The sequence below is a fragment of the Mycobacterium aquaticum genome (assembly GCF_002086485.1).
Lineage (GTDB): Bacteria > Actinomycetota > Actinomycetes > Mycobacteriales > Mycobacteriaceae > Mycobacterium > Mycobacterium aquaticum.
Genome location: NZ_MVHF01000002.1, coordinates 287504 through 302593 on the forward strand (window position 1 = coordinate 287504; position 15090 = coordinate 302593).

At 66.3% G+C, this 15090-nt stretch carries 13 protein-coding genes and 1 tRNA gene; 1 reads left to right on the forward strand and 13 read right to left on the reverse strand.

Translation table 11 applies throughout. The features are described 5' to 3' along the window. Window positions 1-45: 45 nt before the first annotated feature. Window positions 46-117: transfer RNA gene (locus BST13_RS03185), tRNA-Arg, on the forward strand. Between the two features lie 47 nt (window positions 118-164). On the opposite strand, the gene BST13_RS03190 is transcribed toward BST13_RS03185, so the two are convergent. The 13 genes from BST13_RS03190 to BST13_RS03250 all read right to left on the reverse strand — a co-directional run bounded on the left by BST13_RS03190 (window position 165) and on the right by BST13_RS03250 (window position 15035). After that, window positions 165-689 (reverse strand): hypothetical protein, encoded by a 525-nt coding sequence (locus BST13_RS03190; protein WP_083160530.1) that lies wholly within the window; start codon window positions 687-689, stop codon window positions 165-167. 48 nt (window positions 690-737) lie between these two features. After that, window positions 738-2036, reverse strand: coding sequence for an NtaA/DmoA family FMN-dependent monooxygenase (locus BST13_RS03195; RefSeq protein WP_245839297.1), 1299 nt, complete (start codon window positions 2034-2036; stop codon window positions 738-740). Between the two features lie 11 nt (window positions 2037-2047). Further along, window positions 2048-3130, reverse strand: a complete 1083-nt coding sequence (locus tag BST13_RS03200) for an LLM class flavin-dependent oxidoreductase (protein ID WP_083160534.1) — start codon at window positions 3128-3130, stop codon at window positions 2048-2050. A 1-nt stretch (window position 3131) separates the two neighbouring features. Continuing rightward, on the reverse strand, window positions 3132-4163 hold the full coding sequence (locus BST13_RS03205) for an aldo/keto reductase (RefSeq protein WP_083160536.1): 1032 nt from the start codon (window positions 4161-4163) through the stop codon (window positions 3132-3134). Window positions 4164-4188: 25 nt separating this feature from the next. Beyond that, window positions 4189-5217, reverse strand: a complete 1029-nt coding sequence (locus BST13_RS03210) for an aldo/keto reductase (protein ID WP_083160538.1) — start codon at window positions 5215-5217, stop codon at window positions 4189-4191. Window positions 5218-5228: 11 nt separating this feature from the next. Further along, the gene (locus BST13_RS03215) at window positions 5229-6449 is read right to left on the reverse strand and encodes an acyl-CoA dehydrogenase family protein (RefSeq protein ID WP_083160540.1); all 1221 of its coding nucleotides are present in this window, start codon (window positions 6447-6449) and stop codon (window positions 5229-5231) included. After that, complete coding sequence (locus BST13_RS03220) at window positions 6446-7339, reverse strand: LLM class flavin-dependent oxidoreductase (RefSeq protein WP_158087104.1); 894 nt, start codon at window positions 7337-7339, stop codon at window positions 6446-6448. The genes BST13_RS03215 and BST13_RS03220 overlap by 4 nt, the downstream gene beginning before the upstream one ends. 34 nt (window positions 7340-7373) lie before the next feature. Continuing rightward, complete coding sequence (locus tag BST13_RS03225) at window positions 7374-8603, reverse strand: LLM class flavin-dependent oxidoreductase (protein WP_083160544.1); 1230 nt, start codon at window positions 8601-8603, stop codon at window positions 7374-7376. After that, the gene (locus BST13_RS03230) at window positions 8600-9841 is read right to left on the reverse strand and encodes an acyl-CoA dehydrogenase family protein (protein WP_083160546.1); all 1242 of its coding nucleotides are present in this window, start codon (window positions 9839-9841) and stop codon (window positions 8600-8602) included. The genes BST13_RS03225 and BST13_RS03230 overlap by 4 nt, the downstream gene beginning before the upstream one ends. Next, window positions 9838-11451, reverse strand: a complete 1614-nt coding sequence (locus BST13_RS03235) for a dipeptide ABC transporter ATP-binding protein (protein WP_083160548.1) — start codon at window positions 11449-11451, stop codon at window positions 9838-9840. Before BST13_RS03235 ends, BST13_RS03230 begins: the two co-directional genes overlap by 4 nt. Then, window positions 11448-12272, reverse strand: a complete 825-nt coding sequence (locus BST13_RS03240; protein ID WP_245839317.1) for an ABC transporter permease — start codon at window positions 12270-12272, stop codon at window positions 11448-11450. The genes BST13_RS03235 and BST13_RS03240 overlap by 4 nt, the downstream gene beginning before the upstream one ends. A 98-nt stretch (window positions 12273-12370) precedes the next feature. After that, a complete protein-coding gene (locus BST13_RS03245) occupies window positions 12371-13390 on the reverse strand; it encodes an ABC transporter permease (protein WP_083160550.1) in 1020 nt (339 codons plus the stop codon). A 13-nt stretch (window positions 13391-13403) separates the two neighbouring features. After that, entirely contained in the window at window positions 13404-15035 is a 1632-nt protein-coding gene (locus BST13_RS03250) for an ABC transporter substrate-binding protein (RefSeq protein WP_083160552.1), read from the reverse strand. Between the last annotated feature and the right edge of the window lie 55 nt (window positions 15036-15090).

Below are 15090 nucleotides of genomic sequence, written 5' to 3' on the forward strand. Positions count from 1 at the left end.
GCGGGGGGCAAGTGCCCCGCTCAACTCCCCTCCCGCTCACCCAATGCCCCTGTAGCTCAACGGATAGAGCGACAGCCTACGAAGCTGAGGATGGAAGTTCGATTCTTCTCGGGGGTACTTTTGCCGACATGTTCCAGCGGTTGTGGGTTCGGCGGCAATAGTGCTCAGACGTTGCCGAACGTCGTGACGGCGTCACTGGTGGCGATGAACCCGTTGTACTGGTCTCCTGAGCCGATCCGGCACGCCAGCGCAATGGTGTCCGTCCACACGCACACCGCATCGTCGAACGCGTACGCGGTGTCCTTCGGCAGCAGTTTGATCGGGTGGCCCTCGAACTGGGGAACGTCGGCCGATTGTGGTGCGTCGCCCTGGGTGAACTTCACCGGGGTGACTATGTTGCCCGACTCGAAGAGATTCACCCAGTTCGCCCCATCAGGCGCGCCGATAAGGGGCCCAGTGCAGTTCACCGCATACATCGCGCGGTGATTCGACGATGTGCAATACAACCCGCTCGGCGTGCGAAATCCACGCACCGAATACGCCAGGCCGGGCCGCACCGTGTAATCGTCCTCGGCCACCTTGGGGTAGGCCGAGAAGTCGGGAACGGCCGGGGCGGCGTGCGCGGCAACCGCGGGCACCGCCCCGAGCACGACCAAACCTCCGGCGAGCACCTGCAGGATCCGGTTCATACAGTCCATTCTCAATGCTCGTACGGGCGGTGCCTCGCACCAATTCGACTACTCGAATTTCGCACCGAACCCACACCGGGGGCGAAGGTCCAGCCGCTCCCGAAGCGTCGGCGCCCGGTACTCCTGTTGGAAGAGTCCGCGCCGCTGCAGGATGGGTACCACCTGGGTGGCGAAGTTCTCGAGGTCGACGCTGGTATCGGCGGGCATGATCGTGAATCCGTCTGCGGCGCCGGCGGCCAGCCACGCCTGCAAGTCGTCGGCGACGCGCTCTGCGGATCCGACGAGTAACCGGTGACCGGATCCCCCGGCGCTGCGTTGAACTAGCTGTCTTGGGGTGTGCGGCCGTTCGGCGATCAATGCCCGGGTGGACGCGTTGAATCCTGAGGAGAATCCGCTGCTCGGCGCCGCCTTCGGCAGATCGGAGGCACTGATCGGATCGTCGGGGCTGAAGGAGCCTTCGGTGAGTCCGAGATTGGCCAGGAGTTCGGCGGTCAGCCGTTCGATCGGGAGGGTCGCGTACAACTGTTCAGCACGGGCGGTGGCCTCGGCGTCGCTGTCGGCGACCAGCACCACGACGCCCAGCGAGATCTTTATGTCGTCATGATGGCGGCCTGCCGCCACGGCCCTGGACCGGATGTCTTCGCGGAACTCGACTGCCTTGGTAGGTGTCTGGGCCACGGTGAACACGACGTCGGCGAAATCGGCGGCGAGTTTGAGGCCACCTTCGGAGCCGCCAGCTTGTACGAGGACAGGACGACCCTGCGGTCCGGCGGGGACGGGCAGGGGGCCGGCCACGGAGAAGAACTCGCCGCGGTGGTCGATCTGGTGGATGCGGGTTGGATCGGCGTACCGTCCGGATTCCTTGTCGGCGATCAGCCAGTCCGGTTCCCAGCTGTCCCAGAGCCGGGTCACCACCTCGAGGAACTCCCACGCGCGTCGGTAGCGGTCCTCCTTGCCAGGATGTTGAGCCAGACCATAATTCGCGGCCGCCGCCGATGTGCCGGTAGTCACGACATTGACCGCCGAGCGCCCTTTGGTGACGTGGTCGAGGGCCTGAAACCGGCGCGCCAGGTTGTAGGGCGAGTTGTACGTGGTCGAGCTGGTGACGATGACACCGAGGTTGTCGGTGAGCGCCGCGATGTGACCCAGCAGTACCAGGGGGTCGATGCCGGTCCCTGGTGCATCGGCGATGTCGCTGTGTATTGCGGGCCCGTCACCGAGGAACACCGCGTCGATGGCGGCATTTTCCGCGATATGTGCCAACCGCGTGAAGTGGTCGATGTCGAGATGCGCGACAGGATCCGCGTGCGGTAGCCGCCAGGCGGTACGGAAGTGGCCTGGCGTCATGAGCGACAGGTTCAGGTGCATGCGGGCGTCAGGGGTTCGGATGCCGCATGCCATCCCAATGCCGGCGCGATTTCGCGAGCCGCGGCCTCGAGCAGCCTGACGTGCTCATCACGGTCCGGCACGCCGGGCACGAAGCTCACCAGCAGGTCGGTCACATTCCGCAGCGCAGGGTCGCCGGCGAGCTGGGCCGCCAGTTCCTCACCGGGCCCGACAAGTGCCCGGTCGTTGTGTAGGTATTCCTCGACGGATCCAGGAGGCGGGACGGCACCGGAGGTGGTCCAACTCTGCCAACGCAGCACCCCCGGTGTGACGCGCCGGATTGCCTCTCGTCGGTCCGGGTGTGGATACACCGCGCGAGACACCTGCACTCGCGGTGCCCGCTCGGCATGCGCCCAGGCTTGCCGGTAGGACTCGATGATCTGGGCCTGATGTTGCTGCGCGTCAGCAGTCGTGCCGCCCTGCCACGCAGTGGCCCGCGAGAGCTGCAGACCGTCGCCGGCCCGTGCCGCGGCCTGCGCCGCAGGGTGCGCGTATGCGGCGTCGCTGGTGGTCGCCTGCCACAGACGTTGTCGGACTCCTGCACCCGATGGGTGCAGGACCTCGCCGAGATCGTTGACCGGTGCGCCGTCGAGCACCGCGTGCAGACGACGGACCGACTCGGAGTACAGGCTGTGGCGATCAGACAGGTTGCGACCAAAGGCTTTCCATGCCCCCGCGAACGGCCCCGACCCGACCCCGAGCTCCAGTCGGCCACCGCTGAGGGCGTCCAGCGTGGCGGCGTCCTCGGCGACTCTCAGTGGATCTTCCAGCGGGAGCACGAGCACGCCGGTGCCCAACTTGATTCGTTGGGTGTGCGCCGCGATGGCTGCCAGTACCACCAGTGGTGAGGCGACGTGCTCGTTGCCCTGGCGGAAATGCCGCTGGATGACCCAGCCTGAGTCATATCCGAGTTCCTCGGCCGCCACGAACAATTCGATGGCTTCGCGATAGGCGGCATCCGGCGGGATGTCACGGTCCAAATGCAGCAGGAAGCCCAGCCGGAAGGCCCGACCGCCCGCGACGCCCGCTCCGATCGGGGCGGTCCGGTCAGGCATCTCAGTGGTTCGATCCCGTGCCGTGAATGCCGTGTTCATCGATGATCGCCAGCTCGTCGGCCGTGAGTTCAGGGAATTCCAGCGCCTTGACGTTGTGGTCCAGCTGCCAGGTGGAACTCGCGCCGATCAGCGCCGAGGTGACCGCCGGCCGGCGCAGCACCCACTGCAGCGCGAGTTGCGCCAGTGACTGTCCACGGGCCTCGGCGAGCTTGTTCAGCTCGGCGGTGCGCTGGCGGTAGGTGTCTGTGATCACCGATGGATCGAGGAACGTGCTGTTGAGCGCGCGGGCACCGTCGGGGATCGATTCGAGGTACTTGTTGGTCAAAAGACCTTGGGCAAGAGGCGAATAGACGACAAGCCCGAAACCGTCGTCGTCGGCGAGTTGCAGGAGCCCGTTCTGTTCGATGCCGCGGTCGAAGATCGAGTACCGAGGCTGGTGGATCAGCAGCGGCACTCCGGCTGCGCGGAGCAGCTCGGCAATCTGGTGAGTCTGTTCGGGCAGGTAGTTGGAGATGCCGATGTAGAGCGCCTTGCCCTGCTGCACCGCAGAAGCCAGTGCGCCGACGGTCTCCTCCAGCGGGGTGGAGGGGTCTGGGCGGTGGTGGTAGAAGATGTCGACGTAGTCGGTGCCGAGATCGCGCAGGCTGTGTTCCAGTGACCGCAGCAGCGATTTGCGCGACCCGCCCTTGAGGTAAGGGCTGGGCCCGATGTCGTTGCCCGCCTTGGTCGACAGGACGAGTTCGTCGCGGTACGGCGCGAGGTCCTTGGCCAGCACCCGGCCGAAGTTCTGTTGCGCGGCCCGGTGCGGAGGGCCGTAGCGGTCGGCGTTGTCGAAGTGCGTGATGCCGAGATCGAAAGCGTGCAGGATGATTTCGCGTTGCGTCTCGAACGGATAGTCGGTGCCGAACTTCTGCCACAAGCCGAACGAGAAGGCAGGCAGGTCCAGCCCTGAATGACCCGACCGGCGGTACTCGATTTTGGTGTAGCGGTCGTCGGCGGCCGCGTAGGTGGTTTCGAAGGTGCCGTAGCTCATGTGGGGTGCCTTTCGGTAGCCGATTTCAGGGGCGGCGACGCAGCGCGTCGGGTTGTAGAGAGGGCGTGTCGCGTCCGGTGTCGCGGTCGTGAAATTGCGTGCCGGGCTCGACGATCGCGTCGATGCGGTCCAGCACGGGATCGTCGAGCGTCGCCGTGGCGGCTTTGAGGTAGGCCTCAAGATGCTCATTCGTGCGTGGCCCGATGATGACGCTGCTGACTGCGGGATGATTCAGGGCGAATCCGAGGGCCAACTCGATGAGCGAGAGCCCGTTGTCCTCGGCGAGCCGGGCCAGCGCGTCAGCCGCCGTCAGCTTCGCCTGATTGCGTTGCGCGGCAATGTCGAATCGTCCCGGGATGAGGTCAGCGCGGGCTGACGCGGGTTGTGGCGCGCCGATCCGGTACTTGCCCGACAACCAGCCGGCAGCCAGCGGGCCATAGGACAGGATGCCGACGCCGTAGCGCTGGGCCACCGGAAACACTTCGCGTTCGGCACCACGCACGAGGAGCGAATACGGCAGTTGTTCGGTATGCGGGGCGATGAGGCCGTGGCGTTCGGCCAGCCAGTGCGCCTCGACCTGCACGTGCGCCGGGAACACCGAAGTGCCGTAGTAGCGGATCTTTCCCTGCCGGATCAGCCCGTCGAGGGTCTGCAGGGTCTCGAGCAGGCTGGTGTGCGGGTCGGGTCGGTGCGCCTGGTAGAGGTCGATGTAGTCGGTGCCCAGGCGCTGCAGGCTGGCGTCGACGGCTCGGGTGATCCAGCGGCGCGAGTTGCCTGCTGTCAACGGGTCGGTCCCGATCTGGCCGTTGAATTTCGTTGCCAGCACGACGTCGTCGCGGCGCCCGCGTAGTGCTTTGCCGACGATCTCCTCGGACTCGCCCTGACCGTACACGTCGGCGGTGTCGATCACCCGGATGCCGGCGTCGAGCGCGGCGCCGATGATCCGCAGGCTTTCTTGTTCGGTCTGGTGGCGACCGAAGTTCATGGTGCCCAAGGTCAGTGGGGTCACCCGCACGCCGGTCCGACCCAGGATGCGGGTCGTGTCGATGGTCATGGGTCTCCTTCTCAGAACAGGCCGGTGGTCGGTGGGTCTTCGCCGGTCAGGTGATAGGCACCGGCCACAGCTGCTTTCCATTGCCGCGGATTGTGATTGGCCGCCGTGCGGGCGTTGCGCCAGTGCCGGTCGAATCCAAGGTGGCGGTCGGTGATGGACCCGCCGCCCACATCGAAGAGCAATTGCGCGGCGCTGAGCGCGGATTCGATGGTCACAACACCGGCCTGGGCGACGGTCACCGATGCCTGAGCGCCCGCGGTGCGGGCCGCGGCCCCGTTGAGCCCGCGCAACGCGTGCAGTTCCTCGGCAGCCAGCAGGACAACAGCTTTAGCGGCTTGGGCGTGCGCGGCGAGCTGGCCGACGGTTTGGCGGACGTAGGGATCGTCACTGCTCTTGTCGGCCGTGCTGTGTTTGATGGGGCGGGCTTTCTCCCGGACGAACCACACGGCGTCGTCGAGTGCGCGTGCGGCGATACCTGCTTGCACTGCAGCCAGATACAACTGGGCGAACGATCCGGTCCACGGATTGTCCGGCACGTGCTCGCCGGCCACCACCGCCTCGTCATCGAAGACCTGGACGTCGTGCAGTGCGGTCGTACCGCTCTGGGTCAGGCGCTGCCCGACGGCGTCGAAATCGTCGAGGTGCTGCACACCGGTCCGGTCGGTGGGCACAGTGAACCGGATGGTGCGGCCATTCTCGTCGATGGCCTGCGCGGAGAAGTACGACGCATACAGGCCGCCCGTGGAGTAGTACTTGCGGCCGCTGACGATATAGCCGTCAGCGACGCGGCGGGCGGTCGTGGCGACGCTACCGCTGGCGCCGCCGCTGCGTTCGTTGCTGGTGCCTGCGAACAGTGCGTACCGACGCAGCCGGTCCAGGTTGACCTCGCGCAGCGGCAGGTCCTCGTGGCGAGCGATCTGCTCGGCGACCAGAAACGTGGTGCGCAGTGCCTGCGCCACATTGGAATCCGCGCGGGCGATGGCGATGACCAGGTCGGCCACATCGCGCACGGACCCTCCGGCGCCGCCGTCGCTCACCGCGATCCCGGTCAGCGCGATCCCGCACTCGGCCAGCTCTCGCACGTCGTCGAAGGCGTAGTCACGGGTTCTTTCGCGGTCGGTCGCAGTGGCGGCCAGCCGCTGCAGGATCGGGTTGATGCTCGTCCGGATATCGTCCACGGTTATCGGGGCGGCCGCATCCGTTCTGGTGCAAGCAGTGTCGGTCAGGGTCATGCCGCTCCCTGCCACCGCAGTCCCAGTTCGGCGCGCAGCGTCGTACCGACCGGAACCGAGATGTTCTCTGCCCGGCCGGTTATCGCCCTGATGATCTGGTCGGCTCCATGCGCGAAGGCGAGGACAACGCCGTCGGCACCGGGCGGTGCATGGACATCGCCGGCGCCGCTGCTCCGAGCCAAGATCGCGATGTCGCTGCGGTGCCGTCCCGCTGCTGCCAGGGCTGTGCGCAAAGTATCTGCAGAGGAGCCGAATTCGTGCGTGCCGAGGATCACCGCATCAGCGGCGGCGGCGACGCGCGCAGACCCCAGCAGATCGAGATCGGTGGCCACCAGTACCGGTCGTCCCTGCACCGACGCCGGTCCGTCCAGTGGACCGGCGACGCGATAGAACGGGCCGGTGTGATCGACGGCCCGAATCTGTGAGTCGTCGATCACGATGGCGCGCTGCTGGTCTCCACTCAGTGCCGAGCGGGGGAATGATTCCCACAGGGCGGCCAGGATTGTCGCGTATTCGCTCCACCGCTGCGCGGGATCGGACGAGACTGGCTGGGGCGTCGTGGCGTCGCTCACCTCGTCGCCGCCGCCGGGCCGCAGCACCAGGCCCACGCGTCCGGCGGTGGCGCGATCGACCGAGAGGACGCGACGGGCGAGATTGTATGGGGCGTTGCCTGTGGTGGGGGCGTCGATCAGGTAGTGCAGCGCCGGGTACCTGCCGGCAAGGTGAGCCGCCACCACCGAGGGATCGATCGTGGGTTCGGTGGTGCCGTGGTCCAGAAGCCGCAGTCCTGTGATACCCGCGTGCTGTGCAGCATCGGCGATGCGCGCCGCGTCGGCCGGTGACGTCTGCCCGTGGCCGTCACCCACGGCGAGTTCGATGAAGACACTCAATCTCGGTTTCTCCTTGGAAGGTTGAATCACTGATTCATCCGGTGCCGGCCAGCGAGTCTCGCGGTACCGCGGGCACACGCAACCCCAGATGCCCGCGTAACGTGCCGCCTGTGTACTCGGTGCGAAACAATCCGCGGCGTTGCAGCTCCGGTACGAGGTGATCGACGAAATCGTCGAAGCCCGAGGGCAGTACGTCGGGCATGACGTTGAAACCGTCTGCTGCGCCGTGTCGATACCAACGTTCGATGTCGTCGGCGACCTGTTCGGGCGTGCCCACCACGATGCGGTGGCCTCCGCCGCCGGAGAGCGTGGTCAACAGTTGGCGCAGCGTCGGCTGCTCTCGGTCGATGATGCCGCGCACGACGCGATAGAAAGTCTGCGAGCCACCGGCCTCATCGGGATCGCGGAGAAGTTCGGCGGGGATCGGCTCGTCGTCGGCCAGACCGTCCAACGGGAAACCGAGTTGGCCCCCGAGCCGGGCCTTGGCATAGGCGTCGGGAAGCAGGGTGTCGAGCAACTCCCGGCGCTGCCGAGCTTCGCGTTCTGTGCTGCCCAGCACCGTCGACAGGCCGGGCAGTACCACGACCTCTTCTGGATTGCGGCCGAACTGCTGTGCCGTATCGCGTAATTCGGTACGAAAGGCGCGCGCCACGGTGATGTCCTGCTCGGCTGAGAAGATGACCTCGCCCACTCTCGCCGCCAGTCGCTTGCCGTCGCTGGACCCACCGGCTTGCACGACGACCGGCCTGCCCTGCGGTGAGACCAACCGTGTACGGGCATCCCAGGATGCCACCACCTGGCTGACGAAGGCCTCGGCTCTGCGGTAGCGCAGGGCGTGGTCCGGTTCGCCGGCGCGGCCGAAGTTGGCTGCAGCGGCCGGCCCTGCCGTGGTCACCACGTTCCATCCGAATCGGCCACCGGACAGATGGTCGAGATCGCCGAGCCGGCGGGCGAGTTCGCCGGGGTCGTTGTACGACGAGGACAGCGTGCCGATCAGGCCGATCTGCTCGGTGCTGGCGGCGATACGGGCCAGCACCGTGGACGGCTCGAGGTTGTTGCCGGGGCGATGGCGGATGGTCGGCTCGAGCGCTGGAGTGTCGGCGAGAAACACCGCATCCAGTTTGGCCGCTTCGGCTTTCGCTGCGATCGAGGTGTAGTGCTCGATGGTATAGCTACCCAGCGCGTCGGTTCCGGGAAACCGCCAGGAACCGCCGAACACACCGGCGTTGAGGATGTTGACGTTGAGATGCAGGCCTGCGGTCATAGGGCGGACTCTTCGTCGGAGCGGGCCTTCGGCCTGTCCCGGTAATAGCCGGAGACCGGTCTGCTGTCGTTGACCAGGTAGTCGCCGATCACGCGGGGTTTGTAGATGATCGGGTTGTGCGACGCCAGGGTGCGGGCATTGCGCCAATGCCGATCCAGGTGCACACGGGTGCGCACTGTCGAGGATCCGCCGGCATTGAAAGCGATGGTCGCGGCGTCCAGCACCGCATCGATGACCCCGAGTTGCGCTGCCGAAGTCTCGACATAGGCCTCGGCATAGTCGGTTTCGCGACCGCTGTGGTGGGCGAGCTCGAGGTTTTCGGCGGCGTGGCGCAGTAACGTCTCGGCGGTGAGTCGGCGGGCGTACAGCGTTCCGACCACGGCAAGGACCTCCGGATCGGAGGCGGCGTCCTGGGTCAGGGCGTGCTGACCGGTGCGGGTGCGGGCACGCACGATGTCCACGGTCTCTGCGACGATGCTGCGTGCGATGCCGGCCAGGTTGGCCAGATGCACGATCTGGACGAAGGAATCCAGCCCGCGCAGCGCGCTGACGTCACGCCCGATATCGCCGTGTGGCTCCACCGGGACCTCCTCGAAGATGGTGGTACCGCTGCCTGTTTGGCGCTGCCCGACACCGTCCCAGTCGTCTATGTGGGCGACGCCGGTGTGGTTCGCCGACAGTACGGCGAAGACCCGGTTGCCATCCTCGTCGAGCGCGGCGGTGCGGATGTAGTCGGCGAAGCGTGCTCCGGTCGAGTAGAACTTGGTGCCCGAGACCACGCGGCGGCCATCGGAGTCGCGGCGGATATGCGTGGTCAGGGCGCCCCAGCCGGAAGGATCATCGGCGCCGCGGACAAGGGCCGCTGGTTCGGACTGTGCGTTGCCGAACACGATGCCTGCTGCGATGGCTTTGGACCAGTGCCGTCGAACCTCGGCATCCGTTTCCCGGCGCAGGATCTCGGTGGTGGTGAAGTGCCCGCGCCAGATCTGCGGCAGATTGGAATCGGCCTGGCCGGCCTCTGCGAGCAACGCGAACAGTGTCGGCAGATCGACGTCGAAGCCGCCGTATTCCTGCGTGATCCGCAACCGCCCGAATCCGGCGTCCGCAAGCTGCTGGACGAGCTCGTAGGGGTGTTCGTGCGTCAGATCCCGTTCCGCGGATCCTTTGGCGGCCGCCTGCAGCACGGCGCGTATCCGCGGCAGCGCCTCATCCAATGTCCGTGGCTGCGTGTCGGTCATGCGGCGTCCCGCGATGATGCAAGGTCGCGCCCGGCGACAGCGCTGAGCAATCTGCGGGTGTATTCCTCTTTCGGTGCGGTGAATACGTCGTCGGGAGAACCTTGTTCGACGATGCGCCCCTGTTGCATGACGGCGACATGGTCGGAGATCGCACGGACGACCGCCAGGTCGTGGGAGATGAACAAGTAGGTCAGGTTGCGCTCCTCTTGGAGACGTTGCAGCAGTTCGAGGATCTGTGAGGCCACCGAGACATCGAGGGCCGAGATCGGTTCGTCGAGCACCACGATCTGCGGCTCCACGACCAGCGCGCGGGCGATGGCGACCCGTTGCCGCTGACCTCCGGACAGTTCTCGAGGATGCTTACGTGCGAAGTCTGCCGGCAGGGAGGCTGATTCGAGCGCCGTCGCAACCCGGTCGGCGTTGTCTTTCCGGTGTCCTCGGCTACGGCGCTGAAAAGAACGCAGCGGTTCCTCAACCACGTCGAAGACGTCGAACCGGGGATCGAACGACGAGTAGGGGTTCTGGTAGACGATCTGCACGTCGCGGCGCAGCGGACGGAAGTCTTTGCGGCTCAAGGTCGTGACATCGGTTCCGAGGAGAGATGCCTGCCCATCGGTGGCCGTGGTGAGGCCGGTGAGGATGCGAGCCGTGGTGGATTTTCCGCTGCCCGATTCACCGACGATGGAGAAGGTCTGCCCGCGGGCCACGCGGAAGGAGATGCCGTCCACGGCGGGCACCGCGCTGTAGACCTTGCGCAGACCGGCGACCTCGATGACGTCGTCGGCGGGCGGCGCTGCTGCGGCTCGGTCCCGCAGCGTCAAGCGTTGAGGCACGGTGTTGAGCAGCCGTTGAGTGTAGGAGTGCCGCGGATTGGCGAGAACCTCAGCGGTGGGTCCGAATTCGACGAGGCGCCCCTGCTGCATGACGCCGAGCAGATGCGATCGGTCGGCTGCGACGCCGAGGTTGTGGGTGATCAGCACGATGCTGGTGGACAGCTTGGTGCGCAGTCCGTCGATGAGGTCGAGCACTTGCTTTTGCACGGTGGCGTCGAGCCCGGAGGTCGGCTCGTCGGCGATGATGACGCCCGGATCACCCGCCACGGCGGCGGCCACCAGGACCCGCTGCCGCATGCCGCCCGACAGTTCGTGCGGGTACTGGCGGTATCGCCGCTCGACATCGGTGAAGCCCACGAGGTCGAACAGCTCCAGTACGCGATCGCGGCGTGCCTCGGCAGTCAGGTCGGTGTGCAACCGCAGGACATCGGCGACCTGGTCGCCGACGCGTCGCACCGGGTCGAGCGAGACGGTCGGGTCCTGGGGGATCAGACCGATCGCCCTGCCTCTGATGCCGCGCCACTGCTTGGGGCTCAGCGCCGTCAGGTCGCGTCCCTCGAAGGTGATGGACCCGGCGAGCACGTGACCGTTGTGCGGCAGCAAGCCAAGGATGGCCTGTCCGGTGGTCGTCTTGCCCGAACCCGATTCACCCACCAGGGCAAGGACTTCGCCGGCGCCGAGGTCGAAGCTGACGTCGTGCAGCACCGGATCGATCCGATGCCCGGTCGAATATCCGACGGACAGGCCTTGCACCGACAGCACCGGCCGTTCGCTCATGATGCGCCCCTCTCGGTCAGATGTCGTGAAATATGGTTGATGGACAACACAACTGCCACGATGGTCAGCGCGGGGAACAGGGTCAGCCAGCCTCGGGTGGCGATGTACTTGCGGCCGTCGGCCACCAGCAGCCCCCATTCTGGTTGGGGCGGTTGAGCGCCCAGCCCGAGGAAGCTCAGCGAGGCGATCCAGATGATGGCGATGCCGAGTTGTACGGCGATCAGCGCCACGGTGGGCGCCAGAGAATTGGGGATGACGTGGCGGACCAGGATCGCCCAGGTGGTGGCACCGCTGGTGATCGCGGCTTCCACATAGTTGCTCTCCCGGACACGCAGAACTTCCGACCGGATCAACCGGGCGAAGGTTGCCGACGACGTGAGTCCCACCGCGATGGCTGCCGGCAGCAGTCCGGTACTGCCTGTCTGTGCGGTGTAGAGCACGACGATGGTGATGGCGAACAGAAAGCCGGGGATGGACAGGACCACGTCGATCAGCCGCATCAACGCAGCGTCGATACGGCCGCCGAACCAGCCGGCAGTCGCACCCAGCGCCGAGCCGAGAACGGCTGCGATCGCAACCGCCGTGCTGGCGCCCAGCAGCGAGGCTCTGGCGCCGTAGACGATACGCGCGTAGAGATCCCGGCCCAGTAGGTCGGTACCGAACCAATGCTGGGCAGACGGCGGCAGCAATCGGATCGTGTTGTCCACTGCGATCGGGTCGTAGTGGGTGAATGCACTGGGGACGACGGCCCACAGCACGGCGAGCGTGAACACGGCGAGCGCGGGAAGCAGGCCCCATCGTCCGCTCAGCCGACGCCGCAGCGAGGTCTGGCGGGTACCTGCGGGTGGCGGCGCCGTGCTGCTGGTATCGGTTGTCGTGCTGATTTTTTCGTCGTTTGTCGGCTTTTGTACGGAGAGCGTCACTGGACCACCGCCTCGGCGTGGGCCGGTCGTCGTAGGCGCGCCGCGGTCGGCTCGCGGCGGGCCACGCGGGTGTCGCGTGCACCGTTGCGGGAGGCGAGGATGCGCGGGTCGAGGAAAGGATAGGCGAGATCGACTGCCAGATTGACCATTACGTAGGTCAACGTGGCCACCAGCACGACGCCCTGCAGTACCGGCAGATCCTGCGTACTGACCGCGGCGACGGTCAGTTGGCCCACCCCGGAGCGCGCGAAGACCGCTTCGGTCACCACCGCCCCGGCCACGAGCTCCCCGCACGCCAGTCCCAGCAACGTGAGTACCGGTAGCGACGAATTCCGCAGGACGCCTTTGGTGAAGATGTAGCGCTCATCGGCGCCGCGGGCGGACAGCACGTGCACGAAGGCCTGCGTTCGGGTCTTGCCGATCGAGGTGATGAACACCTGCGCCAACGGAGCGGTGATGAGGATCCCTAGTGTCACCGCGGGCCCGATCAGTGCCGCGAACGATCCGTCGTCCGACGCTGGGATGAGATGAAGGCCGAACGAGAAGAACTGCAGCGCAAGTATTCCGACCACGAAGGTGGGCACCGAGGCGAACAGCGCAGGCAGCGTCGCGGTCAGCGAGCGGGCCCAGGCGCGGGGCGCGTAATTGCTGAGCACCGCGATCACGGCTGCCAGTGCGACAGCTATGAACAAGGCCAGGCCTGCCAGCCGCAGCGTGTTCGGCAAAGCCACCGACAGCAGGGCTGTCACGGTCTGGCCGTTGGTGAGGGAGAAGCCGAGGTCGCCGCGCAACAGGTGGGTGAGCGCTCCGAGGTACTGCTCCCACAACGGCCGGTTCAGCCCGTAGTAGTTGAGCAGAACCTGCGCTGCTTCCGGCGTGATCTGCGCGTCAGGGTTGGCGATTCGGTTGCGCACGGCGTCGCCGGGCAGCGCACTGAGCAGGATGAAAGACAGGGTGTATGCGGCCCAGAGGACCAGGACGGCCTGGCCGAGCCGGTTGAGGGCGTAGCGACGCACGTGGTGTCACCTCCTATTTGGCCAACCAGGTGTCATACAGCCAGGCCCGTCCGGTCGACTCGGTCGTGAAGCCGTGGACGGAGGGGGCGAGGCCGAACACCTGTGTTTCGTCATAGAGCGGAATGGAGTAGCCCTGACCGAAGATGCGATCTTCGATCGCCTGGATCGCGACTTTGCGCTTGCCGGGGTCGAACTCGGCGGACTGTGCGGCGAGGAGCCCGTCCAGCGTCACATCGGGCACGTAGTTGTTGGTGACGTGCTGGCGGTCGGTCCCGTAGGCGGTGCGCAGCACGCTCGGCTCGTCGGTGGAGGTCTGGCCCTGGTCGAAGTCCCAGTCCGGCGCGGTGGCTTCCTGCGATTCATATTCGGTCAGCGACGGGTTGGTGATCTTCACCTCCACGCCGACCTTGCGCCACTGTGACTGGATGACCTCCAGAACCGACTGCGACACTTGGTAATACGGAGCGACCCGCAGGTGGAAGCTCAGACGCTTGCCATCCTTGACCCGGGTGCCGTCCGGCCCTGACACCCAGCCGGCCTCGTCGAGCAGCTTGTTTGCCTTGTCGAGGTCGTAGCCCAGATACTTGGTCGCGTCACCGCGCAGTGGCGTACCCGCGACGAGTGCACTCGAGGGAATCGGATAGTTCGGCGACAGCACCGCCTTGTTGATGGCGGCCCGGTCGGTGGCGGCCTGCAATGCCAGGCGCACCCGCGGATCCTGCACGGGCGAGGCGGGGTTCTTCAACTGGACGGTCAGATCGTTGGTCTCGCCCTTGACGGGGATGGCCACCAGCTTGCCACCGCCATCGGTCACGGTCTGTTCGTCGTAAGGGGCGATGTTGCGGGCGATCTGTGCCTCGCCGGATTGCAGTGCGCCGATACGTGTTCCGGTCTCGGGCACCGTCTTGAAGATCACCCGGTCGAGGTATGCCTTGCCGCTGTGGGTGGAACCATCGGGGGGCCAGTTGTAGTCGTCGCGACGCTTGAGAGTCACACCGTTGGTGCCGGTCACCGACTCGACGACGAACGGTCCGGTACCCACCCAGTTGCGCAGATCGCCTTGGCCGTTGAGATCCCGCTCGACCAGAGACTTGCCCAAGATGGAGCTCGCGCGGTAGTTCGAGAGGATCTGGAGAAAACCGGCATTGGGCTTGGACAGCCGCACCACGACGGTGTTGGCGTCGACAGCGTCGGTGCCGGCGTAGTCGGTCCAGAACGGGTCCGCGGGGATCCCGAGCTTGCTGTCGCCGCGACCGTGCTGGTCGAAGTTCAGCTTCACCACGTCGGCGTCCAGTGGTGTGCCATCGCTGAAGGTGATTCCCGGCTTGAGCTTGAAGGTATAGGCCAGATGGTCGTCGCTGATCTGCCAGGACTGTGCCAGCCAGGGCTTGTAGTCGCCGGACTGCGGATCCTGCCAGATGAGGCGTTCGGCGACGTTGTCGGCGACCTGGCTGTTGGACCACAGCGAGTTCGTCGGCGCCCATGCCTGGTATTCGACCGGATCGTAGAAGGTGAGGGTGCCGCCCGGGACGGGGGAACCACCGGCGTCGGAAGACTGGCCGCCGCCACCGCATGCCGCGACGGTCGCAGCGACCGCTGCCGTGACAACCAGTGTGGAAACCCGAAGGATTCTGTTGTGGTGCAAGCCTGTAGAACCTTTCACAGAGGTGTGGCCGAGCGGCCGGCGATAGCGCCGTCGG